This is a genomic window from Nostoc sp. (assembly GCF_036917355.1).
In the GTDB taxonomy this organism is placed as follows: domain Bacteria; phylum Cyanobacteriota; class Cyanobacteriia; order Cyanobacteriales; family Nostocaceae; genus Nostoc.
The window spans coordinates 46,698-71,303 of the sequence record NZ_JBALDP010000111.1; the positions used below are offsets into that span (position 1 = coordinate 46,698).

The following is a 24,606-nucleotide window of genomic DNA, read 5'->3' on the forward strand; positions in this document are numbered from 1 at the left end:
TAAATTGCAGTGAAAAGGCACAGTAACGAACGAACCGATTTTCAGTGTGGCGTAACCTACCGCATCCACGCATCTGTTTGCGTATCGCACCTGATGACTGTTTCTCCAGGCGCGATCGCAATACCACAATTGTCTTACTGAAGGCTTTTATTGCGAAATCCACAGTAGATATTCGACAGGAATACCACATAAAAAATGAGTATTATCCTGACATAACATTGACATGATAATGACATATTTAAAAAATATAGAATCAACTATACTTTTAAAAAATCACCATAATTTCTGTTTAGTAACTGCACTGCTAACAAATTTAATATTCCTTAATCAAGTATTAACCAAGCAAATACTATCGCAGATTTTTTGTTGCATAAGATATCTCAAATCAGTTTTGATCTAGTTAGGTAACTCAAAAAATTAATGTGAGGTGAAAGTGAAAGTTTCTAAGATATATAAAATTAGTCTAGCTTTGTTATTATTAGCTACACCCTTATATGTTTTACCTCTGAGAATACTTGCCCAAACTCCAAATCCCAAACAGCCAGCAGTTATTATTAATAGTGGCTCTACAAATACCTGCAAATATAGAATTCGCGTATTACCATCTGGAAAAGCAACTTACACTGTTTGCAACAGAAAAGGTGTAGGTGAAATAAAAGTGAACACAGCCACGAAATTTTTTAATGATATTTCCGCAGCTAAATCATTGTCAAATTTACCATATAAACCATGTGCGAAACCTGTTTCGTTCGGTACGTCAACTGAAGTCAGGTATCAAGGGCAAAAATCTCAAGATATTAGCTGTCCAAGTAATGATTCGAGAGTGACAAATCTGTATGATGACACTAAAAGCATCCAAGAGGAATTGAACTTTTCAACTTCCAAAAATTAACTGCCTACGTTTGACTTGCAATCTCAATTAAAATACCGTGTAAGAGGATATTTGAAAATTCCTACTAGGGTATTAAAACTTTCCAAGTACTTCTAAACTGCTCGATAAATTGGGGAACCAGAATAAAGGTTCCCCTTTTTTTATGAGTTTAAGGGGGGAATCAATAAGTGCGTAAAAATATAGACAAATGCTTTTCAAACATCTGTAAATGTCTGATTTATATAATAAGCTAGTAATATTTATGTCAAATTCAGTTGTTTTTTAATCATTGAGTCAATTGTCTATGCTTCCAAATTTACTATAACTGCTTCATTATAAGAGTTAAATATTTAGCAATTTATGCTAGTTTCCCTCCTTTAAAAAATACCGCCTCATCATCATGTAGCACTACTATAGCAATGTGCAAAGATATGTCTACAGATACTTTCATATATTTTTCTACCTACAAGTATAGATCAATAGTTAAAACTTGAGTTATTAAATTAGAGAAATCAGTGTTACAAAAAACCTGTCCATGTTTTCCCAAGATAAACCAAATCCAAAAGATTCCCCGCAAGTATCATCTTCAGCACCTTGCCAAACCATTTTGCCCACTGCCCCATTGCCGGAAGCGATTAGTCAAAATATAGAGGCTATCATTGAACTGCACAGACGTTATGAAAAAGACGTACCTCAACATCAACGGGTTGTAGAAACAGTAACAGCCTTTTTTGGTCGTCCGGCATTTCTGTATAGCATCCTATTAGGAATTATTTTGTGGGTAACACCCAATGTTTTACCACGACGTTTAGGATTATCAAGATTCGATCCCCCGCCATTTTCTTGGCTACAATTTTCACTGACCGCAGGTTCCCTGTTAGTAACAACTGGGGTGTTGATTAAACAAGAGCGTCAGGAAAAATTAGCAGAGCAACGGGCGCAACTTAGCCTTCAGCTTAATCTGCTCTCTGAGCAGAAAATCGCGAAGCTTATCGCCTTAGTTGAGGAATTACGGGAAGATATTCCCAATGTCAAAAATCGCTCTGATCCGCAAGCCCAAATTATGAAAGAAGCTGTTGATCCGCAAGCGATTCTAGATGCGTTAGAAGAAACTTTAGCATCAGAACTAGCTAATTTTCAGAATAAAAAAACACTAGATCAGCAGTAACTATCCCTTTAATTGCTTTGATTGATCCACGTTAAAATCCTAAATCTACGGCAATACGATGGGCACAAGCAAACCCAGAAAAAGCGACTGCATTCAACCCTTGGCCCGGAAAGGTACTATCCCCTACACAATAAAGTCCTGAAATAGCTGTGCGATTAAAGGGCATATTTAATAACCCCCATAACTTGCGCCGAGGAATTGGCCCATAAGTGCCATCTTCACGACCCAAAAAGCGGCGATGGGTGCGCGGTGTCCCCACTTCTAAATAATCCAATCCGGCATCTAAACCCGGAAAAAGCTTCTCTAAGCGGTCAATAATTCGCCAAGCTGCTTCTGCTTTCTTCGCTTCGTACTCACTCACAGAAAGTTCTTGCCAATCATCAATCCAGTGAGGCGTGAAGGCATGAATGATGTGATATCCATTTGGTGCTAAATCTGGGTCAAGCAATGTGGGAATTGAAACAAACACTGTGCCTTCTGCTGCTGTCATCTTTTCCCAGTCTTCCAACAAAATATGGTGACACTCTGTCCCCGCAGGTAAAACTGACTCCTTTACTCCGATGTGCAAACTCAAGAAGCTTGGAGATTTTTGGTAGTTTTGTTGCCATTTCTTCTCATTACGTGGCATTGCTTCTACTGGTAGTAATTGTGTAAATGTATCCCAGCGTGTAGCATTAGAAACTATGCGTTTACCCCGATATACTTTACCATTAGCCAGTTGCACACCTACCGCTTTTCCTTGTTCTGTAATAATTTTGGTGACTCTAGCTTGGTACTGAATTTGACCTCCAGCCTTTTCTAGACCTTCCACCAGTTTTTGGGCAATTTGTCCGACTCCGCCTTTAGGATAGTTAACTCCGCCATAATGTCTGTCAGAAAAGACCATTCCAGCATTAATCATTGGTGTCATGTCTGATGGAACCACCGACCAGCAATAACATTCCATATCGATAAATTTCAATAATTGCGGGTCTTTGATATAACGCCGCGCCACATCCCCGGCATTTTGGGGTAGATACTTGGCTAAACCGAGACACGCCAAAGGATGCTGGAAAAATACCCGCAGTAAATACCGAGGTTCTTCCAGCGACAGCAAATCCATACTGTTGAGGCACTTGAAGACTTTTTGGCATTCGTCATAAAAGCGACGAATCCCCTTTTCTTCATGGCGAAAATGAGCAATAAGATTTTGCAAAAATTTTTCATAAACTCGGTCAACCTTCAGGTCTAAACCTTGGGGTAGATGATAGTGAATCTGTACAGGATCTGCGATCGCTTCTTGGCTGACATTTACACTTGATAATGCACGGGTGAGTAAGTTGGTAGTACCGTTCTTTCCCAGCCCAAAAATCATTGACGCACCAACATCGAATCGATAGCCTTGGCGTTCAAAATAACCAGCGCTACCACCTGGAATCAAATAACGTTCCAGTACCAGCACTTTCGCTCCCTTCGCCGCTAACTGAGTCGCTGTTACTAACCCGCCAATCCCAGACCCAATTACGATCGCGTCAATTGTCATTTGTCATTTGTCCTTTGTCATTTGTACTGAGCGTATCGCTAAAGCGAAAGCTGCACGAACGTAAAGAAGTATTTGTCCTTTGTCTAGAGTCAATCAATATTTAATTTAACTAATGACTAATGACCAAGGACAAATGACCAATGACCAATCAAAAAAAAGAGGGACGAGCCTGCTACTGCTGGCTAATCCCGTCTGCCGATCCTTAAAAGAGAGGAGAACACTGTATAAGAATATAGCCTTGATTGAGAATTAATGTCAACTACTAATGAAAAACTTTATCAATAAAATTGAGATTGTTAATTTTAAGCTGTCAGCCGGATGCAGGAAAGAGTATTATGGTGTTTCAGTTCTTATACAATAAAAAGGCGCCTATTTCTGGCTATGACGCTACAATTGCGCGTTTATGTTCCACCCCATCCCCTGATCAAGCACTGGCTAGCAGTTGCCCGTGATGCAGGCACGCCTTCAGTATTGTTCCGCAGTGCCATGACTGAGTTGGGAAGATGGCTGACTTATGAAGCTGCACGAGACTGGTTGCCGACTCAAGAAACAGCAGTACAGAGTCCCTTAGATACCTGTCCAGCAACTGTGATCGATCCGCAAGTGCCTATGGCAGTAGTGCCGATTCTGCGGGCTGGGCTAGGATTACTAGAGGGAGCGCAGACTTTACTGCCTTTAGCATCGATTTACCACCTTGGCTTGGCGCGAGACGAAGAGACACTGCAACCTCATTGTTATCTGAACAAGTTACCAGAAAAATTTGACCCCCAAACACGAGTGTTAGTTACCGATCCAATGTTGGCAACCGGAGGGTCAATTATGGCGGCAATGGCAGAATTGACACAACGGGGTGCTGACCCAGCTTTGACACGGATTGTTTGTGTAGTAGCAGCTCCACCAGCTTTACAAAAATTAAGTGAAGCTTATCCAGGTTTAATAATTTACACGGCTACTATTGACGAAAAACTGGACAGCAAGGGATATATTGTACCGGGATTAGGAGATGCAGGCGATCGCATCTTTGGGACTTAAGCTAGTATGCAGCTAGGGCAGGAAAATAGCATAACTACTGTAAAAGTTGCAAGGTTTGTTGAAGGCGGTAAAGATATGAGTCAGCGAGATGGTTTTGGCAGTGGTTTTGTAGCAGGGGCGTTTGTTGGTGGCGTATTTGGCGGTGTTATCGGGGCACTGATTGCTTCTCGACGCGAGCCAGAATTGCTAGTAGAAGAAGAGACAGAACTGACAGATAGCCAAGCCGAAGCTAAGAAAATAGCAGCAAAGCGGCGTCAGATGAAAGCCTCAGAAAGCGAAAGCATCGGCATAGAAACGGCCAGGCGATCGCTAGAAGATAAAATTGCCCAGCTAAATGCCACAATTGATGAAGTGCGAAAGCAACTGGGAAATGTTAATGGCGGTTCACCCCAAGCAACCAATGACCGCTCCCTCACTAAAGACTCCTGAAGTTTGTTCAGGCGTGGTGAAAGTGTCAAGTGTGGTAAACGTGAAATCCGCAAACACCATGACATGGACTAAATTAAAATTAAAATAAGACCGCGTTTGACACTTAGTAGGACACAAAGCTATCCATGAGTTTACTGATTACGACACTAGTTACCTTTATCACCTTTTATAGCTATTTGCTAATTATCCGGGTTTTGTTAACCTGGTTCCCGACAATCAACTGGTATAACCAGCCATTTGCCGCTTTAGCCCAGATAACCGATCCTTATCTGAATCTATTCCGCTCAATTATTCCCCCATTAGGTGGTATGGATTTTTCGCCAATTTTAGCTTTCTTGGCACTCAACTTAGCTGGAGAGTTTCTGAGAACCCTAACTCGTCTGCCATTCGCACAGGGATTTTGATTACTACCCTAATAAAAACTTTTGTAGAGACGTCAAGTGTAAAAGCGTCTCTACAATTTTTATTGCGTCTAAATTAGACAGTTGTATATTCTAACACCCCATAGCAAGCGAAGAGGGGGAGATAAAGCACAGCTTTCGTGGCGTGGAATTCTCTTTTACCAAACATCATATTACTTACGCACTTGACCGCTAAACCCGGCAGCCTTGAACTGTTTTAGTTTCAACGGAGTAGGCTGATTCGCAGGTACAGAAATTCTCAATTCAAAATCGCTAATACCTGGTGGCACCTCGGTAATAGAGCCTAAGCGAGTGCGGTTTTGCATAACCGAGTCATTATTAGCATCATAGATACGTCCAAAAATATCTGCGTCGTAGACTGTTTTATTAGTGCCATTTTCTGCTTTGCCAATGACAAGAAAACAATTGGCAGCAGCGCTACCACTACTGATAACAGCCCCTTGTGCTAGTTCTGGTGGACAATCTTTATAGGAGACATCAAATAGTTTAATCTGTGTCAGGGCTACAGCTGGGGGAATAATCACCCACGATAGAAAGGTAATGATACATGAAATAAAAACGACCGTGAGTGAACGCAACCGCATAAAAGACCCCGTGAGTTAATTTAGCAAACAATATTTAACTTACAACCTCAGCTTACCTGAATTTAACTACAGGGTGATTGGAGACTTGAATTTAACATTTGTAATAATTAGGGGAATAACCCCTCAATTGCTATGAACTTATGACTCCAGATGAGATTGAAGTAGCTATGTTCGCAGCCTTTAATGATTGTGATGCAGCAAGCTGTCCTCTCACTGACACGCAGAAACAGATATTACTGCAAGTGGTTGAGCAAATTCAGGGAAATTCTACCTCTGGGAAGTCAAATATTGCTAATCCTCTAGACGACCTTACCCCAGAGGAGTTAGAAGCATTTTTACAATTTGTTAAGGAGGAAGAACAACGCAACCGTACTTGGAAAGTGCAATTACTCAACGACTGGTTGCTGGGAAATGACTCTGGAACGGTACAATTTATTCGCCAACGCTATGGTTTACAGTGGCTGAATCGGGTTGAGTCATATCATTTTGACAAGTATTCTTATTTTGAGGATGCACTGAAATTAAGAGTAGGCGATCGCATTGAAGTTTCCAATGCACTATGGGAATGGGTACAGGAGGATGGTCCTTGTAAGCGGGAATGGTTTCCCTGTATGGTAATTAAGATTGAGGAAATTAGCGATGTCTACGACGGGCTACGCCTACGCGATGATTCCTCTACTAATTGCGTCATCCGCTTCTTCAACGGCGCTGAGTATGAAATTCAAGGTATGTATGAATGGAATCGCTATAACTGGCGCTGGCCTCAAAAGGAGTAAGGAGTGCTGAGTTTTTAATACTTGTGAATGAGTCTGCGAATCAAATCATTGCCTGAACAACGCCCAAGCCAAAAACCTCTCAGTATAATACAACGCTAATTGATTGCTCACACCGTTGAAAACAGCATCAAAAGCGTGTTCTGCCCAAGGAATTTCGAGAAAAACCGCAGTGTTGCCAGAGTCATGTAAACGTTCGTACATCTGTCTGCCAAATCGTGCTTGCACCAAATGGTCGCGACTGCCGTAAATTAATAAAGTTGGCGGTAAAGGGTGCGTTAGGTAATTTATCGGTGAAGCAATTTTATACTGATTAGGCAATTCTTCTAAAGAACCACCAATAAATGCTTTTAAAACAGCGCGAGAATTTATCGGATCGGGATTTGGTGGTGTTTTGTATCCTTCAGTTAAGTTAACAGGCCCGTAATAGTTCACCACAGCACGAATAGGTGGTGCATCGGGTTGATAAGCCGCTAGCATTGCTAAATGTGCCCCCGCAGAACGTCCTAAAAGTACCATACGTTCTGAATCGGCTTCATATTCAGCTGCATGTTTGCGAATAAAAGTTAGGGCTGTACGCACATCATCTAACTGAGAGGGAAACTGATATTGAGGTGCGTGTCGATAGTCGATCGCAAATACTGTATATCCATGATTAGCAATATATTGATTAAACTCGGTATTGGCATGAGTATTGCCATATTGCCAAGCTCCACCATAAATTACTACCACTGCTGGATATTTACCCACCTCTGGGGGTTGGTAAACTTCCATTTTTAAAGGCACTCCTCCAGGAGATGCAAAGAGAATATCTTTTTGATGACGCGTTTTCCCTAATGGAATACCGCGAAAGAAATTAACTAAGTCAAAGGGATGGATTTGCATTTTGGCCCTTACTTGGACTGGAATTTGCTCTAGATAATTTGCTCTCAACCCTTGTTTCATCGCTTTAGCCATTTGCATTTGAGTTTGTGGAATATTCACTAGTACCCATCCACAAATTAGCAATCCGATTAAACTAAAAATGCAAACTAAACGTTGTAGTTGACGGCGACGGATATAGTATAAAGACAGCAATAAAAAGAGCAGATTTAATAAAAATAACCAAGGGCTGACTTCTGGCGCTCCCACTGCGAGGGTGAGGAGAAACATATTTGGAGCAGGAAGAATAATCCAAGCACTAAGAAATAGACTTACAAAACTGAGTACTAATACAGGCGATGATAAAAATATTTTGGGTTTAACAAACATAAAAAAATGCGGTAGTAATGACTTCAAATAAACCAATCTCACGCTTTTATCTAGCACTATCTTTATGTTTTAGTTCCAGAAAATCTTTAGTTACTCTAACTATAGAATCTCCATTTATATAATTTTCAGTATAATTGGGCGTTAATGGTAGATTATCACCCGATTCTAATACTAGAATAACCCGAAAAAAGTATTCGTCTATATTAGTATCAATCCGTTCAAGCTTAATATCAGTAATTTCGTTCAAAGAATACTGAAAAACTGTTTTTCCTAACGTTCCAAACCACCTGTAACGACTAAGTTTTACAGTATTTGTTTCCTTATCAAGGTGACAAGTAATAAATAAACCTGGTGACGCTACTAGCAACGCTAATATTCCACAGAATACAGTAAACCTGACAACAATGTAACCCATAAAAGTGTCATCAAGTATAACCGCTAAATTGTTCTCTGTAGGGTTTTTCAAAAATTTGTTAATTCTTAATTCTATTGATTGTAATTCTTCAAGTTTAAATTTTGGGTATGTTCTATCTGTAAAAGAAAAGCTATCTTTATTAGTTAATAGTAAAATTTTATATGAGTATCTAGGCTTAACTTGATTATCGGTTTGCATCTCTGTTTCCAATTTAGCTTCTAGTAACTCAGAAATTAGCACTTCACTTTTTTCTTGACCAAACCAATAGTTTTCTGTTAACTTACACATTCCTGTTAGAGTATTTTCTCCTGCACTCAAATCAATATTTGAAGTAGATATATTGTTTGGATAACGATTGCAGACAAGTTGTGTAAGAGGTGTAAATACAATAGACGCAAATAAAAATAGAACAAATAATTGACTAAAAAATATTCCCATACCTAAAAATACTTTTGGTCGAATAATAAAAATAAGTTTAGTTGATGTTTGCTCTGAGACTTTTAGAGGATTAGCTAGAGTCAAATAACATCCAGCACCTAAGTTAATTGCCAACAGGATGGCAAATAATAAAACAGTCATTTTATTTTTAGCTCCAGAACCGCTTTAGCAGATAGAAATACTACGCGTTTACCAATTAGATTAGATAATAAACCAAGAAAGAATAACCTCAACTACTCTTCTTTGCCTAGCGCTATCGAATATGCCAGTATTAATCTACTCTCTACCCTTCACACTCCTTCATTCGATCTAGTTATAGCTCACCGTTCGCGTAATTGAGAATGAGTTTGATGAAATAAGAGTCTTGCAAGATGCGATAAATCGCGTCTCTACATCTGGGTTTTTGGCTTAACTAACGTATTTAATTCTACTTAAATTAGAGACTTGGCTTGTGTACTTCACTAACTTGAAATCCATTAGACCTCTTGCAAAAATATATTTTTGCACTCTTAGGGAAAAGGTTAAAGGGAAAGGATTTTGAGTTTTTTTACCCTTTTCCCTTTCCCCTTTACCCCGACTTTTGCAAGAAGTCTATTGTCTGTCGTTAATTATGGTGACAGCATAAGTTATTGCTGTTGTATCTATTTTTGTACCCAAAGACGAAAAGCTTTGAGCGTTGCATTTCTACCTGCTGTTGTACTTTGCTCTAGATATTGGGGAATTGCTTCAATTAGTGAGAATAGAGGAAAATTTAGGCTTTGTTGAGATTCTACATAATGTCCGTCTTGCAAAACATTAATTTTGAGTTTTCCTCGATCAAAATGCCAAAGTTCAGGCACTTTTAGAGCTTCATAAATATTAGGATGAGTGCGAGAAGTAATATCAATTTCTATAGCTAAATCTGGAGGAGGATCTACTGCTAAATCTAGCCGCTTCTTGCCGCGAATCTTAGATTCATTTTTTATATAGAAACACTGATCGGGTTCTATACCTTGAGCCATTGCTTGGTTTTTGAAAGTGGTAGAACCAAGGCATCTAAACTCAATGTCTAATTCTTCCAAAAGAGTTTTGACTAAATCGCTAATAATTTCTTTATCGTCTTCATGTTCTGGCAGTGGTGCCATAATCTCCAGTATTCCCCTATCATAAGCAATTCGTGCTGCTCGGTGTTCCCCTAAATCTTCTAGAATTGTTTCCAATTCCTGCCAGGTTACATCTCGTAGTAGCACTCTTTGTCCTGGTGGAACATGGATGCGCTTTAATTCCAACAACATCATCTCCACTCCCAGTAGTTGAAACCTAAATTTAGCTTACTCTAGTTAACTAATTCGCTGCGACAATTTTTGCTACTTCATCGCTAGATTTTCTGATATGCCGCAGGTTGTCGTTAGACATCGCTTGCTTAAAGAAGCCTTTTATAGAAGTGTATGCTGGAGCGATCGCTCCTATAAAGATGAGTAGAGTAGAGAAAAACCTCTGGAGTTCCCAGAGGTTTTGGTTCCTGATTTAGTTTCTACTTGTTACTCCAATTTGTCCTTAGTCATTTCCCGATAATGGAGAAAATTATTTGAACAACAAGATCCCCAACTGTCTAAGAAGTCGGGGTTCTGAAGCTTGCGATTTTATTTGGATATTAGACTTCTTGCATAAGTCGGGAAAAGGGGAAGGTGGGGTCCCCTCTGGGGATAAGGGGCGGGGGGAAGGGGTAAAGGTTCTGTATTGTCCCCTTCCCCTTTAACCTTTACCCTTTTCCCCCTCTTGCAAAAAGCACTTTTGCAAGAGGTCTATTGAGTATCTACCCATCTACGCGATAATTCTTCGCCTGTGGCTGCGAACCAGGAATCGTTACATCTATTGGTGTCACCTGTTTCGCTAACTGTGTCAATGGCGGTTGAATGGCGGTTTGATTCCCAACTACTAGAGTCACAATCTTTTCTGGCTTGAGATATTCTCGTGCTACCCGTTGGACATCGGCTGCTGTAGTGGCGGCGACGGCTTTTTGATAGCGAAAGAGAAAATCAGCAGGATAGCCGAAATATTCGTATCGCATCAACCGTGATAAGGTTTGGCTGGGGTCTTGAAAGTTGAATACAAAGGAGTTGAGTGTAGACTCTTTGGCATAAGCCAGTTCTTTTGCAGTCACTCTTTGGGTTTGGGTGCGCTTGATTTCAGCTTGTAAGGCTTTGACAAACTGGACGGTAGCATCCGATCGCGTTTCTCCACCAGCGATAAATATGCCAGGATAATCGAAACGGGGACTCCACTGGCCATATACAGAGTAAGCTAAACCTTGACGCGATCGCAATTCATTAAATAAGCGTCCACCAAATCCATTTAACACTCCATTCAATACATCCAGCGCTGCATAATCGGGACTATCGAAACGTCCGCCTAAATGCCCGATAAGTACACTACTTTGCGTCAGTTGTGGCTGATTGACAAAAAAGACTCCACCTGTATTAGCTGGCAAAACCTTTGGTAATGTGGGTTTAGCAATACCTGGGTTACGCTGCCAATTACCAAACTTAGCTTGAATGAGCGATCGCATTTTCTTACTATCAAAATCGCCCACAATCCCCAAAATCATATTATTGGGGTGGAAATATTGCTGATAAAACTTGAGCAAATCCTCACGCTCAACTTTATCCACCGTTGCATACTCTGTGGTGCGAGCATAAGGGCTATCTTTCCCGTAGATCAATTTCCGAAATTCCCGACTAGCAATCCCATCTGGATTGTCATTACGACGGGCAATGCCACCTTTGGCTTGTGTCTTAGCTAAGTCTAACTTTTCTGGAGCAAATACAGGCGATCGCAGCACCTCAGCAAACAGCCCAAACACTGTTTCTAAATCTTCACTGAGTGCGTCAAAGCTAGCACTACCAGAAGCTTCACCGATACCAACTTCCACAGATGCTGCCCGTTGTTCCAATATTTCGTTGAGTTCATCAGACGAATGGTTCTTAGTTCCTCCAGTTCGCATTACTGCGCCTGTAAAACCAGCCAACCCAACTTTCTCCATTGGTTCCAAGCGATTCCCTGTTCGTACAAACGCTGTACCATTCACCAACGGTAACTCACGATCTTCCATTAAATACACAACCAAGCCATTTTGCAGCACAAACCGCTCATACTTGGGTAACTTAATCTCAGGTAGCGGTGGTAGCTGCAATTCTGTGTAATGTTTCGCCTCAGCCGTCGCCGCAAGAGAAAAATTACAAGTTAAAAGTAAACACGCAAAAACAGCAACCACAGCATAAATTATCCCCTTCCTATTTTGAATTTTCAACGCTATCTGCCTTTTATCCTTCACCTTATACCTCTGCATATCTCTCTTCCTTTGCGGTTTGTTTTTTTTCATCCTTGTTTCGACAACAGCTTCCCAATCGTGCGATTTTTCGGCGTAAAAGTCTCCTTTGCCACCCGTTGAATATCAGCCGTCGTCACCGCTGAAATGTCATCCAACTGCTTAAACAAATTCCGCCAAGAGCCAGTTTTCACCTCATATTCCAACAATTGTTGAGCCATGCCCATATTGGAATCGAGAGTACGTAACAAACCTGCCCGTGCTTGGGTTTTCACTCGTTGCAAATCAGCCGCCGCCACAGGCTCAGTTTTTAATTTGTCAATTTCTTGACGCAAAGCCACCGCCAACTCATCAACTGTATGACCAGGAGCTGTGAGAGCATAGAAAAATATCAAGTTTGGGTACTTATCTCCAGGAAATCCACTGTAACCTTGAGCATTTAGCGCCAAACGTTGCTTCTCTACCAAAGATTTATATAACCGCGACGTGCGCCCATCACTTAATAAACTGCCAATGATTTCATAGACGGCATTATCTGGATGAGTAATCGCCGGACGATGATAACCTTCTAAATACCAGGGTTGAGAAGGTAGCTGTAAAGTAACTTCCTGTGTTTGTTGTTGTGGCGGTTCCACCGGAATTTGTTCAACAGCTTTGGTTTTGGCTTGAAAGCGGCCAAAATAAGTTTGCGCCAGTTTTTTTACCTGAGTGGGATTGACATCGCCGACAATAGCGATCGCTAAATTACTTGGTACGTAGTGAGTATCAAAAAACTTTTGGACATCTTCTGGTGTCAGATTGCGAATATCTTCGTCATAACCAATCACCGGACGCCTGTAGGGATGGGCTTTGTAAGCAGTATCGATAAATTTTTCCACCATCAATCCAATGGGTGAATTCTCTATCCGCATCCGTCGTTCTTCTAAAATTACATCTTTCTCTTTATAAAACTCACGACGAATTACCGGATCGAGAAATCGCTCCGACTCCAACGACATCCAAAGTTCTAGCTTATTGGCAGGAAAGCTGTAAAAATAACGAGTGGCTTCAGTTGAAGTATTGGCATTTAAACCCACGCCTCCCGCTTGTTCGACAATTTGTCCCAATTCATTTTGCTTGACTAGCTTGCCGGCTTGCGATTCCACTTGCTCAAACTCAGTTTGTAACCGAACAACCTCAGCTTTTTTGCCATCGGCTTTCGCTGTTTTAATTTGAGCATTCAACTGCTCTAAGGTATCTAGTAGCGGTTTTTCTTTTTTGTAGTCTTGTGTACCAATACGCGTTGTGCCTTTAAACGCCAAATGTTCTAGAAAGTGAGCTACACCAGTTTTGCCATCTGGCTCATCCACACCACCCACATTCGCATAAGTCAGAAAAGAAACTACGGGCGCTTGATGTCGTTCCAAGACAATGAATTTCAAACCATTGTCGAGGCGAAACTCCGTTAACTGCTTAATAACTCGATCGAGATAAGGTTGGATTGAACTTTGAACTGGCGGGGTTTGAGTTTTGGTTTCTTGAGGAGGAGGTGCTGTCTGAGTTTGAGCTAGAGCAACTTCTGGCAGCAATCCCCACCAGAGAATACTAAAAGCCAACAAAGTGATAAACAACCGCCGCAATATGACAGATACTCGATCTGACCAATCCAAAATCGTTCGACTGAGCGAAGTCGTTCGCGTAGCGTTCCGCAGGAAAGTCCCCAATTTAAAATCTAAAATTGACCGACTGCTCTGGTTCATAAGCGAGAAGTAAGATAAAGTTACATTACCTAAATAACAGGATACTTAGCAAAAGAGCGTTAATCTTGTATTAAGCTTTCAGTGGCTCTTTGCATTTGACGTTAGACAATAATGCTACAAGTCTTGTTACGGATATCTAACCATAACTTTTATGCGAGTTTTTAATTCTTCTCCGCCCTCAGAGGCTCAGACGCGCACCCGGATTTTACAGGCAGCGCAACGGTTGTTTGCCTCTCAGGGATTTGACGGTACTACCACCCGCGACTTAGCACAAGCGGCAGGTGTAGCTGAAGGTACTCTATTTCGTCATTTTCCGAATAAAAAAGCAATTTTGGTGGAAGTAGCCACGAGTGGCTGGGTAGAGATTCTGACAGATTTGCTCACAGAATTAAGCGAAATGGGCAGCTATAAAGCCGTTGCTCAGGTGATGCGTCGTCGGATGTGGAATTTTCAAAAAAATGCCGATTTGATGCGTGTTTGTTTTATGGAGGTGCAATTTCACCCCGATTTGCGCGATCGCATTCAATTAGAAGTTATTACAAAAATGACAGATGTCGGCGAAGCATTCTTTCAAACAGCGATGGATAAAGGTATTTATCGTCAAGGAGACGCGAAGCTAGTTGCGAAAGTTTTCTTAGGAATGTTTGCGATCGCAGGTTTTTCTAACAACACCCTGATCGAACCTGATGCCTCTCCCCAACAAATGCAGGAAATGGCCGAAGGACTCGCTGATATCTTCCTTAATGGTGTCTTGGTTAAAGAGTGAGGAGTTATGAGTTATGAGTTATGAATTACGTCTAATGTGAATTAAATAGGTTGGGACTGGAAAGTGAGAACATGAATACCAAAACGGCGACAGAGCAATAAACGTAGTGTGTGATATCATGTCCGCTTGATTACTTATTAAACCCGAAGAACCCCACCCCGCCAAAGCTATGCTTTGTCTCCCCTCCCCGCTTGCGGGGAGGGGTTGGGGGTGGGGTGCAATGACTGTGGGAGTCATAACTATTTAACCGGACATGATATGAGATGCAATTTTGGCAGTAATGTGTACACAAAAGCCATTAATAGTTTTGTTGAGTAAGCGTGACGCCGGGGTACCGACTACCGCTGCGCTATCTGGATTACGACCAGTGTTTTGAATTTCGTGAAATGGGAGAAGTCTGAGTTGAAAAGCTGGTAACTTTTATCTTCTTACTTCTCCCGCCTTTTTTCTAATTCACATTAGGCGTAACTTCTAACTTCTGCTTGGCTCTTGGAGAAATATGAGTGGAACCAGGGCTACTAATCGGAATATAGCAGAGAGGACAAACAAGCTTAGTAAACCTCCAGACTGGGCAAATTGGGCGATGAAACTGCCTATAGTTGTGCCCAAAGCACCACTTACTCCAGCAACGGCAGCTGCGATCGCGAAATAGATAGACTGATTTTTAGTTGGTGCGATTGCCAATTGTATATTGTTGTTGCACAAGTCAATTGCCGCCCAAGTCCCTCCAATCAAGATGTGTAACAGTGGCAACCACAGCCAGATGTCAAGGCGATTAACACTAATCCCCAGCCACAAGAGTGGTGTGACTCCAACCAAAATCCCAATACAGATGAGGATGGGACGATTGCCTATCTTGTCTGCTAATTTTCCCCACAAGATAAGCATTAGCAAAGTCGCCGCCGCCTGAAAGCTGTTGTAGATAGTCACATAGCTCACATCTAAATTCAGCGTATCCAGCATATAGAGGTTAAAAAAAGGACTGCTGAGGTTAACAGCAAGTGTCCAAAAGCTGAAATACAGCAGAAAAATCAAAAAGTTAGAGTTTTTCCAGATGCTGTTAGTTGACTGGTCTTGTGGTGGATGAATTGATTGAGCGACTTCAGAAGATTCTTCTTTTACAACCTCTGATTGAATCTCACTTGGTTGAGTTAACTTACCATAATAAGTGTTTTGCGATCGCGGATTCATATCCACCTGGAAATACTGGCATCCTAATCCCATAATCCCAAACACAACGCTTACCAGTAGAACTATCCCATAACCTTGTAGAGATCCCCCATACCAATGTGATACAACTAGACCGGCCATTGGTACGCAAACCAAAGTGGTAAGGTTAGCAGCACTATTGCGTGTCCCAAAAAACCTGCCTCGTAATCGCCGGGGAACTATCATTGCCACCCAACTTAGCCACGATGCAGTTCCTAGTCCTCCCAAAAGATTGCTGAATAGGACAATCAAGAGTGTCAAGATGACTAACTGGTGAGTATCAACCAGTCCCCAACTGGCGCTGGCAATACCAATTACTAAAATCAGCCATAGCAGTCGGCTAATTCCGTGTGTCCGAAGCGAATATTGAAAGCGGCTGGTGCTGCGTTCCGACAAGTAAGCACCCAATGGCTGAATGAGATTGACCAACATGGGAATAGAAGATAGCATCCCAAATACCACTGGACTAGCACCCAATTCCACCAATAAATTGCTGAGTAAAATCCCGCCAGTTCCAAGAGAGTAAACCGATGCTAAGACAGAATCCGCAGTGGAAGCTTTTAAACTAGTGCGAATAGTATCTTTGGGAATTCGAGAGTTTGGAGAGATGGATATTGGTGGTGAGGCAATCTGGGTAAATTCTAGAGTTAGTGGTGCAGTTGTTTCAATCTGAACAGAATCCATAATCTATGTTTCTGGGTAAAGTACCCTGGATAAATCCGGTTGCAGAGGAATTCAGTACGCTTTATAGCATTGCTGATAATTTTTCGTCATTTTAGCTTGCAATTCTCAACAAAAATTTCAAATAAGTAAAATTTCACTCCTTAGCAACAGAGGCTATAAGTAAGAAGAGAGAAACTGTTATCTGTCTGTGGTTAAGAAAAGATTATTTAATTTTTTGGGACTGGTAATGGCGATCGCGATCGCTATTATTGCTTGTCAAAGCCTACAATTGCCAAGCAAACCGTTAGCATCTACCGCAATCACCATCAAACTCAGTGGTTGGGGAGGTTCTCCCGTTGAGCAAAAACTCTTGAGACAAGTACTGCAAGACTTTGAAGCACAACATCCAACAATTAAGGTCAAATATGAGGTAATTTCCGACCAATACATGGATGTAATCAAAACTCGTTTAGTTGGGGAAGCTGCGCCTGATGTCTTTTATCTAGATGCGCTGGAAGCTCCTTTCTTGATGAGTCAAAATGTCCTGGAACCATTAGATAGTTATATCACTCCCAAATTTGACTTAGTAGACTTCGAGGATACCCTACTCAACAGTTTTAAATATCAGAACCAGATTTACGGTCTTCCCAAAGACTATTCCACCCTTGCTTTGTTTTATAACAAAAAAGCCTTCGCCTTTGCAGGCTTGAGTAATCCGCCAGCGACTTGGGATGAATTACGTAATTACTCGCAACAATTGACAGGCAAGCTTAACAAATATGGCTTTGGGGAAATTCCAGAATTAGCGCGTCAAGCTTATAAAATTAAAGCTTTTGGTGGACAACTTGTCGATGGAAATGGTTATGCTACTTTTGCCAGTGCAGCAGGTTTACAGGGTTTAGAGTTGGTAATAAACCAGTATCAAAAAGACCGCTCCTCTGCCCAAAAATCTGATGTGGGGACAAACTCAGGTAGTGAAATGTTTGGTCAGAGTAAAGTGGCAATGGTGATTGAAGGTAACTGGGCAATTCCCTATTTAACTGAAACCTTTCCGCAAGTAGAGTTTGGTACTGCACCAGTGCCTACTATTAATGACAAAAAAGGCACGATGGTGTTTACAGTTGCCTATGTGATGAACAAGCAAGCACAACACAAAGCCGAAGCCTGGGAGTTGATTTCTTATCTCACAGGTAAAGAAGGAATGCAAAAGTGGACAGGAACAGGGTTTGCTTTGCCAACACGTAAATCAGTGGCAAAGAATTTGGGTTATGACCAAGACCCGTTGCGATCGCCATTAGTTGCAGGAGTTAATTATGCTACACCGTGGCAAGTAGGTCAGTATCCAGGTGCGATCGTCAATAATTTTGATAACCAGTTTGTCAGCGCCTTGTTGGGACAGCAACCATTAAAGCAGGCGATGATGAAGGCACAGAATGAAGCTAATCAGCAAATTAAAGCGATGGAGTAACTTAAGAGTATCCACTGCCAACTATACTTAAATACTAGCGATCAACTTTGAGAGCGCAATTTATTTATCAATAAACCAACGATACTTTTCACCATCAGAACCATAATTAAGTCGAGTGAAACTGACTCATGGCAGCAACGTATTGAGATAGCATCAGTACTACATCACTATTCTGAGGAACATCATCTTCATCGATTAGATCAAGATAGTCAAACGATGCCTCTGATGCAAGTATTTTACGACAGCTTTCTAGAAGTCGGTTAACAATTTTAATTAAATATCACTTATCCGATCTTTCGCAATTCCATGTACATAAAACTGAATTTCTTCAAAGTGAATAAATCCGTATTTTCCATACTCAGGAACTTTCTGAAATAGAGAGAGAATTTCATCTGCTTTATTACGACTAATTTTTATACCTTTTCGTTTTTTTGACAATCTAAGTCCAATCTCTTGGCATTCAGATGCAAGAATGAGGTTGTCACGAGCCCGATCTATTTTGCCTTTCTGAACAAGAAAGTTTAGGTTATTAAAGCAATTAATTATAGAGGTATGAAGTGATTGGTCTTGTTGCGAGGGAGACTTGCATAAAAGAAAAGGGTCAACGTAAAGGGGAATATCTTCATCTAGAAATGCTATGGCAAAATCTAGCTGTGCTTGGGTTGCTGAAATGCCGTGGTAATCAATTATTCTTGGGTGGATGATCCCCATTTGCTATTTTTGTCTACGTATATTTGACTATTATAATGTCAAATAATTTTTGTGCCATGTCTAATACTTCTGCCCTTGAAGGTTTTATCTGATTTCGTGGTCATCAGGTATGTTATCGGATTGTCAAACCAGATCGAGAATATTCTGGTAAGCTACGCTGCTGTGTCTTCACGGAGACTCAGGAGTACCCCACGAATACTTAGAACTATTAGAAGCGATCGCAACAACAGGAAGACGAGTTATTTTTTACGAGCAATTAGGGTGTGGTAATAGCGATCGCTATTTTTATTAGCCTATTGCTAATACAATCCCCATTCTAATTTCAAAGTTTCTAACTTAGGATTTTTTACACTCATTCTCCTACACTCTTCCAAAAATTCTTTGACTTGTCCTTCGTTAAGACTTAAGCCGCCGTCTTGCAGATTATTGATATAAGTAATCACATCTGAAGTTGTTAAAGCCGAACTGATTTCTTCTAGAAGAATAGCATTTCTGACTTCCCGGCAAACCAACTCAATATCTGATGAAGTAAATCTCCCGCTTTTATCTGCCAGAATTTCAAAGTTGACTAGCTGATTCATATCAATTTTTGATAGGTAGTGTTTGAACAAATCTATTCTTTCCATTCGATCGGGCGGGAAAACAGGAATCTTCCAATCCAATCTACCAGAACGCTTCAAAGCACTATCAATGCCACTCAAATAATTAGTAGCGGCAATGACAATTACATCACTATTTTGCAGATTATTTAGTTCTATGAGTAATTGGTTAATAGTTGCCTTTTGGTCTGTGTGTGCATTGTCCTCGTTACGATTAAACCCAATACTGTCTAGCTCATCAATGAATAGAAGTGAAGGAGATTTTTTCTTAGCTTGAGTAAAGATATCTCGAATATTCTTTTGACTTTGCCCTATCCAAACACTGACAATATCGGCAGGAGAGAACTTAAAGAAATATCTTCCAGACTCATTAGCAAAGGCATTTGCTAGTAAAGTCTTACCACATCCCGGTAAGCCATAGAAAAGAATTCCACCAATAGAACTCTTATATCCTTTCGATTGCAGCTTCAAGAGTCTAGTTAGTTTCTCTTTTTCTTCATTCAGCCCTTGTACTTGGCTAAAGTCAAGTTTAAATTCTTTGACACGATTAGTAATTGGATATGCTTGTACTAAACTAGGTTTTTTAGCTCCATAATTAAAAGATGGATAGTCGATAGAGTCAAAGGATACAGGGACTAATTGGTGTTTTTCATAATCAGGAGCCATGATTACAACTTGGAAGCGATCGCCATAATATCCAGAAAATTTATATTCTAATATTTCCTTAGCTTTTTTCAGTTGGTAATAGTTGCGTGCTATCTCAAAACCGGGAATTACCAACCAAAGGCTTTCTAGTTTATTTGGCCATACTTTAGATTTCCTCAAGACTCTTTTAATTGAATCTAAAAAGAGATTGTTATCCTGAAATTCTTGATATTTGAGAGTTTCTATCTCAACCACTATTTGATTTTTTACATAGACTTCTATGATTTCACTTTGGTATTCTTCATCATCATCTGATGTATCTTCATCGATTGTTTCTTCATCCCTAGAAGTTAACTCAACTTCACAGCCGATATTAGACAATCCATATCCTAAACTTTCCAACGTTTTAATAGCAAAATACTTAAGATAGATATATTCTTTACTTTCTTGCTGCCACTTCAGAATGTAAAAATGTTCAGCTTTCATCTTTAATATTAACTGTGATTCAGCCTGTATTTGAACTTTTTGTAATTCGACAAAGTAATCTTGTAAAGATGCGTCATCTTCCTCTAATTCATAATATGGAAGTTCTAATAGTAAACGTAAATGGGCATACACTTCCTCTTTATATTCAATCGAAGCTTCATTTGGATATTTACATCTAAGAGTAAAAGTAAAAGGAATTTTACTAGCAACTCTATCTACCAAGTATCCTAAAGCATCTTCTTGTTGATGAGCTTGGATTTCTAATGCGGATGGACAATGAAATAAGATAAAAAATTGTTCGGAATTATATTTATTGGCATATAGAGATATCTGTTCAAACTGCCGATCGAATTTTTCAGAATCAAGCAATTCTAAACCAGTGTTTCCAAGTATAATACTGGTCATAGTTGAGCGATAAAATTGAAAAATACTAGCATCAGAGATAGGATTTTCTTGTTCATCTTCACAATCCTTATCTTCTGAGACAATACTTGTAGGGATTTTCCTAGTAGCAGCTTTGGGTATACTATTGTATCCTCCATACTGAGATTTTCTAATTAATTCATAATTAAAGATTTTGACAACAATATCGCAGAAGAAATCTTCTACTTGTGGAATCAAAAAAATACCTACTGGCTGGTGAGAATCTAAACACGCTTGGAATCTTTCATATTCTTGTTCAGAGCCAAAATCAAACAAGTAGTAGAAAAAATCATGCTTGACTGAAATTGCCTCTTTTAATTTGTCTGAAATTGACTCAGATTCAGCAACTTCATTTGTTGGTTCTACACCTTTAAGAGAAATAGCTATTTTTGTATCTAACGGAATATGCAAATCCAACCGAGGATTTGCACAAAGTCCCAACTCATCAAGAGCAGTATTAAAATCATCTATGAATGATTGACTTCTACGCTGGTAGCCAAACTGTTCTATGATAGTTTTGACCCGTAGGCTTTTTTGAGTTTTACCAGTTCTCTGAAGTTTGTTTTTAATCGAACGTAAGTAGGCTGTATATGACATTTTGTGTCCTATTGCTTGAATCGGGTTAATTAGCATCCCAAGGAAACCAAATATATAGTTCCCTAAGTTGCATATCCAGCTAACTCAGACAAGCAATGTCTTTTGACTTGCTGCTTCGCTCTACGCTTTCCAAAGGTAGAGACTCATTTGATGAGACTAAATATTTTTGTACAGGAGTACGATAAATAATCATGGACAACCCATCGCTACAGTCGGGTTAGTGCGGGATTAAGCGGAGGTTCAGTAGTGTTTGAAATCAACAGGTGGCGCAGAAACTCCAGATGGAACATCACTGAAGACTTGGCTGGGTATATGTTCATGATGCCCACCATTCTAGTTTTAGGAACTTTTGTAGTCTTACCTATTCTCTACGCCGTTTTTCTTTCCTTGCAAAAAGTCCAACTTCTTGGCGGTATTGAGTACGAATTCATTGGTTTTCGCAACTTCACGCGATTAGCTGAAGATGAAAGAGTTTGGATTGCTTTGAGAAACACAGCCGAATATGTAGCCATTGTTGTGCCAACTCAAACTATCCTGGCTTTAATTCTGGCAGTAACTCTGAATTCTGGGATTCGCGGTAAAAACTGGTGGCGCATCCTCTATTTTTTGCCGACGGTCACTTCTTCAGCAGTGCTGACACTGATCTTTATGTGGATTTATAACACTGATGGGCTACTAAACGATTTTCTCGCTTTTGTGGGGCTACCTACTTATAACTGGCTGGGCGATCCGGCAGTTGCGCTCAAAGGCATTATGATGATGAACATTTGGTCAACCGCGCCGTTTTTCATGGTGATTTATCTGGCGGCGTTGCAAGATATACCCCAAACACTTTACGAGGCCGCGGAACTTGATGGCGCAAATGGATGGCAGCAATTTATCCGCATTACTCTTCCCTTGCTTAAGCCTGTAACCTTCTTTGTGGCGACAGTAGGGGTAATTGGCACTTTTCAACTTTTTGACCAGTCTTACATCTTCTCTGGCGGTACTGGCGGGCCAAACAACGCTACCTTAACTGTGGTGCTGCTGATTTATCAAGCTGTGTTTCGGAATTTACAAATGGGATATGCAGCTGCGATCGCATTTTTGTTAACAGCAGCGATCGTTGCCATCACTTTGATTCAGCGGCGACTTTTCGGAGGCAAACGAATTTGACTAACACTTCTGGCTTCTCCTGGCTCAAAGCCCTGTTGTACGTCTTGCTGACACTTTATGCCATCATTACCCTAATTCCCTTTCTCTGGGCACTTTCAGCATCATTTAAGCCACTAACAGAGATTGTCAGCGGTGAACCCAACTTTCTCCCTAAGAATTTTACTCTTGACAACTATAGGCAAATCTTTCTCCAAGAAGCGCTATTTTGGCGCTGGTTGTTTAACAGTGTAGCGATTGCTGTCAGCGTCACGCTTTTAAACTTGTTGTTAAATTCAATGGCTGGTTATGCTTTGGCAAGACTGCGCTTTGTAGGCAAACGCTTTTGGTTTTTCCTAATTTTGGCAGTACTAGCAGTACCGGCGCAAATCACCCTGATTCCCACATTTTTGATTTTGAAAGCGATCGGCTGGCTAAATTCTTACCAAGGCATGATTGTTCCTAGCATGGTTAATGCCACTTTTATCTTCATGATGCGGCAGTTTTTCGTTAATTTTCCTAAAGAACTAGAAGAAGCAGCTCAACTCGATGGCTTAAATACTTTTGGAATTTTTCGACACATTGTCTTACCTTTGGCAAAACCAGCACTAGCAGCACAGGCAGTTTTTGTGTTCATGGGGAGTTGGAATAATTTTTTACTGCCTATAGTTATCCTATTTGATCCAGAAATGTTTACCCTCCCCTTGGGGCTGAACACCTTTAAAGGTCAATACATCAGCTATTGGAACTACATTATGGCAGCTTCTATGGTCTTTACCCTGCCAGCTTTAGGCATTTATGCCTTTTTTAATCGTTACTTTATTCAAAGCGTTACCTTCACCGGGGGAAAAGGTTAATAGGCATTGGGAATAGGGCATTGGACACATGGCTTATTCCCCTTACCTTCCCGATCCCCCTATTCCCCAAACAGTATTTTGGGCAACAAATTGCACTCCTAACGTGATATTGGTATTACAGCGACTCAATCTCTATCTATCAGTAAACAAGCATTATGGGTTTTGCAGACCTATCGATCGCAGAGATAGCAGCCGACTACAGCATTCCTGTAGAACAAGTGTTTTCTCTGTGCAACCAACTGGGAATCGCCTACAAACACCAAAAGACCCGTTTGGCGTTAGAAGATGCAAGGGCAATTATTTCCCAAATATCGTCTGAAATACGCCCCAATGGTACTAACGACTTGGTGGGCGATCGCGAAGTCACCTGAAGGGTTATCTCAGAACTTTGGCTAATAACTGATAGCTAATGATAAAAAACAATGAGTCATTAGCAATTAGCAGCTTGGAGATTGAGAATCGCGTTCTTAGCTGTGTTGAGCGTCAAAATCTTTAAGGGGAAACATGTTTATAAGACTAATTGGCGTTGTTGTGGCTACTGTTTTACTCTCGTTTCAGTTGATTGTCGGTAGCGCGACAGCAGTGGAACTAGACGAAGCTACCCGAACAGTGCCATTAAATACTCAGGGTGATACCGTTGTACTCAGCCTTAAACAAGTCAAAGAAGGCAAACGCTTATTTAATTACGCTTGCGCCCAATGTCATGCTGGTGGAGTTACCAAGACAAATCAAAACGTGGGACTCACTCCAGAGGACTTGGCACTGGCAACTCCTAACCGTAACAACATTGAAGGTTTAGTAGATTACCTAAAAAATCCTACTACTTACGACGGGGAAGAAGAGATTTCCGAAATACACCCCAGTCTCAAAAGCGCAGATATTTTCACAGCAGTGCGAAATCTGACGGATGATGACTTGGAGGCAATCGCCGGTCATATTCTCTTACAACCCAAAATCGTTGGTACTAAGTGGGGAGGCGGAAAAATCTATTACTAAATCCCGGAGTTGAGTCATTGGGAATAGGGCATTGGGCATTGGGAATAGGGCATTGGGAAGAATTCAGTCCCCATTCCCCATTCTCCATTCCCCATTCCCCATTT

General features: G+C 40.7%; 23 protein-coding genes. 13 read left to right on the plus strand and 10 right to left on the minus strand.

Annotated features, from left to right (window positions below; genetic code table 11):
• The first annotated feature begins 9 nt into the window (after positions 1–9).
• The 3 genes from V7K53_RS32955 (at position 10) to V7K53_RS32965 (ending at position 2,039) form a co-directional block, all read left to right on the plus strand.
• Positions 10–141, plus strand: coding sequence for a hypothetical protein (locus V7K53_RS32955; protein ID WP_334838269.1), 132 nt, complete (start codon positions 10–12; stop codon positions 139–141).
• 286 nt (positions 142–427) lie between these two features.
• A complete protein-coding gene (locus tag V7K53_RS32960) occupies positions 428–892 on the plus strand; it encodes a hypothetical protein (protein ID WP_335201682.1) in 465 nt (154 codons plus the stop codon).
• 514 nt (positions 893–1,406) lie between these two features.
• Positions 1,407–2,039: a DUF1003 domain-containing protein gene (locus V7K53_RS32965; RefSeq protein WP_335194376.1), complete on the plus strand. Its 633-nt coding sequence runs from the start codon at positions 1,407–1,409 to the stop codon at positions 2,037–2,039.
• A 31-nt stretch (positions 2,040–2,070) separates the two neighbouring features.
• On the opposite strand, the gene crtH is transcribed toward V7K53_RS32965, so the two are convergent.
• Complete coding sequence (gene crtH / locus V7K53_RS32970) at positions 2,071–3,561, minus strand: carotenoid isomerase (RefSeq protein ID WP_335201683.1); 1,491 nt, start codon at positions 3,559–3,561, stop codon at positions 2,071–2,073.
• A gap of 381 nt (positions 3,562–3,942) precedes the next feature.
• Between crtH and upp the strand changes: the two genes are divergently transcribed.
• The 3 genes from upp (at position 3,943) to V7K53_RS32985 (ending at position 5,426) form a co-directional block, all read left to right on the plus strand.
• Positions 3,943–4,593: a uracil phosphoribosyltransferase gene (upp, locus tag V7K53_RS32975; RefSeq protein ID WP_334893222.1), complete on the plus strand. Its 651-nt coding sequence runs from the start codon at positions 3,943–3,945 to the stop codon at positions 4,591–4,593.
• Positions 4,594–4,668: 75 nt separating this feature from the next.
• Positions 4,669–5,022 carry a hypothetical protein gene (locus V7K53_RS32980; RefSeq protein ID WP_335201822.1) on the plus strand — a complete coding sequence of 118 codons (354 nt, stop codon included), beginning with the start codon at positions 4,669–4,671 and terminating at the stop codon, positions 5,020–5,022.
• A 125-nt stretch (positions 5,023–5,147) separates the two neighbouring features.
• Positions 5,148–5,426 (plus strand): YggT family protein, encoded by a 279-nt coding sequence (locus V7K53_RS32985; protein ID WP_335201684.1) that lies wholly within the window; start codon positions 5,148–5,150, stop codon positions 5,424–5,426.
• A gap of 170 nt (positions 5,427–5,596) precedes the next feature.
• Here the strand turns inward: V7K53_RS32985 and V7K53_RS32990 are convergent, their stop codons facing one another.
• A complete protein-coding gene (locus V7K53_RS32990; RefSeq protein ID WP_335201685.1) occupies positions 5,597–6,028 on the minus strand; it encodes a biotin carboxylase in 432 nt (143 codons plus the stop codon).
• 140 nt (positions 6,029–6,168) lie between these two features.
• Between V7K53_RS32990 and V7K53_RS32995 the strand changes: the two genes are divergently transcribed.
• Positions 6,169–6,804, plus strand: coding sequence for a hypothetical protein (locus V7K53_RS32995; RefSeq protein ID WP_335201686.1), 636 nt, complete (start codon positions 6,169–6,171; stop codon positions 6,802–6,804).
• Positions 6,805–6,849: 45 nt separating this feature from the next.
• On the opposite strand, the gene V7K53_RS33000 is transcribed toward V7K53_RS32995, so the two are convergent.
• The 5 genes from V7K53_RS33000 to V7K53_RS33020 all read right to left on the minus strand — a co-directional run bounded on the left by V7K53_RS33000 (position 6,850) and on the right by V7K53_RS33020 (position 13,951).
• Positions 6,850–8,052, minus strand: coding sequence for an alpha/beta hydrolase (locus tag V7K53_RS33000; protein WP_335201687.1), 1,203 nt, complete (start codon positions 8,050–8,052; stop codon positions 6,850–6,852).
• 46 nt (positions 8,053–8,098) lie between these two features.
• Positions 8,099–9,046, minus strand: coding sequence for a hypothetical protein (locus V7K53_RS33005; RefSeq protein ID WP_335201689.1), 948 nt, complete (start codon positions 9,044–9,046; stop codon positions 8,099–8,101).
• 500 nt (positions 9,047–9,546) lie between these two features.
• The gene (locus V7K53_RS33010; protein ID WP_335201823.1) at positions 9,547–10,179 is read right to left on the minus strand and encodes a Uma2 family endonuclease; all 633 of its coding nucleotides are present in this window, start codon (positions 10,177–10,179) and stop codon (positions 9,547–9,549) included.
• Between the two features lie 521 nt (positions 10,180–10,700).
• Complete coding sequence (locus V7K53_RS33015; protein WP_335201690.1) at positions 10,701–12,233, minus strand: M16 family metallopeptidase; 1,533 nt, start codon at positions 12,231–12,233, stop codon at positions 10,701–10,703.
• A gap of 29 nt (positions 12,234–12,262) precedes the next feature.
• Positions 12,263–13,951: a M16 family metallopeptidase gene (locus tag V7K53_RS33020; protein WP_335201691.1), complete on the minus strand. Its 1,689-nt coding sequence runs from the start codon at positions 13,949–13,951 to the stop codon at positions 12,263–12,265.
• A gap of 151 nt (positions 13,952–14,102) precedes the next feature.
• On the opposite strand from V7K53_RS33020, the gene V7K53_RS33025 reads away from it, so the two are divergent.
• The gene (locus V7K53_RS33025; RefSeq protein WP_335201692.1) at positions 14,103–14,717 is read left to right on the plus strand and encodes a TetR/AcrR family transcriptional regulator; all 615 of its coding nucleotides are present in this window, start codon (positions 14,103–14,105) and stop codon (positions 14,715–14,717) included.
• Between the two features lie 471 nt (positions 14,718–15,188).
• On the opposite strand, the gene V7K53_RS33030 is transcribed toward V7K53_RS33025, so the two are convergent.
• The gene (locus tag V7K53_RS33030) at positions 15,189–16,610 is read right to left on the minus strand and encodes an MFS transporter (protein WP_335201693.1); all 1,422 of its coding nucleotides are present in this window, start codon (positions 16,608–16,610) and stop codon (positions 15,189–15,191) included.
• Positions 16,611–16,836: 226 nt separating this feature from the next.
• Between V7K53_RS33030 and V7K53_RS33035 the strand changes: the two genes are divergently transcribed.
• A complete protein-coding gene (locus tag V7K53_RS33035; RefSeq protein WP_335201824.1) occupies positions 16,837–18,057 on the plus strand; it encodes an ABC transporter substrate-binding protein in 1,221 nt (406 codons plus the stop codon).
• A gap of 273 nt (positions 18,058–18,330) precedes the next feature.
• On the opposite strand, the gene V7K53_RS33040 is transcribed toward V7K53_RS33035, so the two are convergent.
• A complete protein-coding gene (locus V7K53_RS33040) occupies positions 18,331–18,768 on the minus strand; it encodes a hypothetical protein (RefSeq protein ID WP_335201694.1) in 438 nt (145 codons plus the stop codon).
• A gap of 299 nt (positions 18,769–19,067) precedes the next feature.
• Positions 19,068–21,518: an ATP-binding protein gene (locus tag V7K53_RS33045; protein WP_335201695.1), complete on the minus strand. Its 2,451-nt coding sequence runs from the start codon at positions 21,516–21,518 to the stop codon at positions 19,068–19,070.
• Positions 21,519–21,764: 246 nt separating this feature from the next.
• Between V7K53_RS33045 and V7K53_RS33050 the strand changes: the two genes are divergently transcribed.
• The 4 genes from V7K53_RS33050 to psbV all read left to right on the plus strand — a co-directional run bounded on the left by V7K53_RS33050 (position 21,765) and on the right by psbV (position 24,502).
• Positions 21,765–22,673, plus strand: a complete 909-nt coding sequence (locus V7K53_RS33050; RefSeq protein WP_335201696.1) for a carbohydrate ABC transporter permease — start codon at positions 21,765–21,767, stop codon at positions 22,671–22,673.
• Complete coding sequence (locus V7K53_RS33055) at positions 22,670–23,506, plus strand: carbohydrate ABC transporter permease (protein WP_335201697.1); 837 nt, start codon at positions 22,670–22,672, stop codon at positions 23,504–23,506. The genes V7K53_RS33050 and V7K53_RS33055 overlap by 4 nt, the downstream gene beginning before the upstream one ends.
• A gap of 155 nt (positions 23,507–23,661) precedes the next feature.
• The gene (locus tag V7K53_RS33060; protein ID WP_335201698.1) at positions 23,662–23,877 is read left to right on the plus strand and encodes a hypothetical protein; all 216 of its coding nucleotides are present in this window, start codon (positions 23,662–23,664) and stop codon (positions 23,875–23,877) included.
• 133 nt (positions 23,878–24,010) lie between these two features.
• Positions 24,011–24,502 carry a photosystem II cytochrome c-550 gene (gene psbV / locus V7K53_RS33065; RefSeq protein WP_094347444.1) on the plus strand — a complete coding sequence of 164 codons (492 nt, stop codon included), beginning with the start codon at positions 24,011–24,013 and terminating at the stop codon, positions 24,500–24,502.
• Positions 24,503–24,606 lie beyond the last annotated feature (104 nt).

Bases quoted from the DNA above. Each gene is read 5' to 3' on its own strand.
- V7K53_RS32965 (WP_335194376.1), top strand. From the start codon at position 1,407: ATGTTTTCCCAAGATAAACCAAATCCAAAAGATTCCCCGCAAGTATCA.
- crtH (WP_335201683.1), bottom strand. From the start codon at position 3,561: ATGACAATTGACGCGATCGTAATTGGGTCTGGGATTGGCGGGTTAGTA.
- upp (WP_334893222.1), top strand. From the start codon at position 3,943: ATGACGCTACAATTGCGCGTTTATGTTCCACCCCATCCCCTGATCAAG.
- V7K53_RS32980 (WP_335201822.1), top strand. From the start codon at position 4,669: ATGAGTCAGCGAGATGGTTTTGGCAGTGGTTTTGTAGCAGGGGCGTTT.
- V7K53_RS32985 (WP_335201684.1), top strand. From the start codon at position 5,148: ATGAGTTTACTGATTACGACACTAGTTACCTTTATCACCTTTTATAGC.
- V7K53_RS32990 (WP_335201685.1), bottom strand. From the start codon at position 6,028: ATGCGGTTGCGTTCACTCACGGTCGTTTTTATTTCATGTATCATTACC.
- V7K53_RS32995 (WP_335201686.1), top strand. From the start codon at position 6,169: ATGACTCCAGATGAGATTGAAGTAGCTATGTTCGCAGCCTTTAATGAT.
- V7K53_RS33000 (WP_335201687.1), bottom strand. From the start codon at position 8,052: ATGTTTGTTAAACCCAAAATATTTTTATCATCGCCTGTATTAGTACTC.
- V7K53_RS33005 (WP_335201689.1), bottom strand. From the start codon at position 9,046: ATGACTGTTTTATTATTTGCCATCCTGTTGGCAATTAACTTAGGTGCT.
- V7K53_RS33010 (WP_335201823.1), bottom strand. From the start codon at position 10,179: ATGTTGTTGGAATTAAAGCGCATCCATGTTCCACCAGGACAAAGAGTG.
- V7K53_RS33015 (WP_335201690.1), bottom strand. From the start codon at position 12,233: ATGCAGAGGTATAAGGTGAAGGATAAAAGGCAGATAGCGTTGAAAATT.
- V7K53_RS33020 (WP_335201691.1), bottom strand. From the start codon at position 13,951: ATGAACCAGAGCAGTCGGTCAATTTTAGATTTTAAATTGGGGACTTTC.
- V7K53_RS33025 (WP_335201692.1), top strand. From the start codon at position 14,103: ATGCGAGTTTTTAATTCTTCTCCGCCCTCAGAGGCTCAGACGCGCACC.
- V7K53_RS33030 (WP_335201693.1), bottom strand. From the start codon at position 16,610: ATGGATTCTGTTCAGATTGAAACAACTGCACCACTAACTCTAGAATTT.
- V7K53_RS33035 (WP_335201824.1), top strand. From the start codon at position 16,837: ATGGCGATCGCGATCGCTATTATTGCTTGTCAAAGCCTACAATTGCCA.
- V7K53_RS33040 (WP_335201694.1), bottom strand. From the start codon at position 18,768: ATGGGGATCATCCACCCAAGAATAATTGATTACCACGGCATTTCAGCA.
- V7K53_RS33045 (WP_335201695.1), bottom strand. From the start codon at position 21,518: ATGTCATATACAGCCTACTTACGTTCGATTAAAAACAAACTTCAGAGA.
- V7K53_RS33060 (WP_335201698.1), top strand. From the start codon at position 23,662: ATGGGTTTTGCAGACCTATCGATCGCAGAGATAGCAGCCGACTACAGC.
- psbV (WP_094347444.1), top strand. From the start codon at position 24,011: ATGTTTATAAGACTAATTGGCGTTGTTGTGGCTACTGTTTTACTCTCG.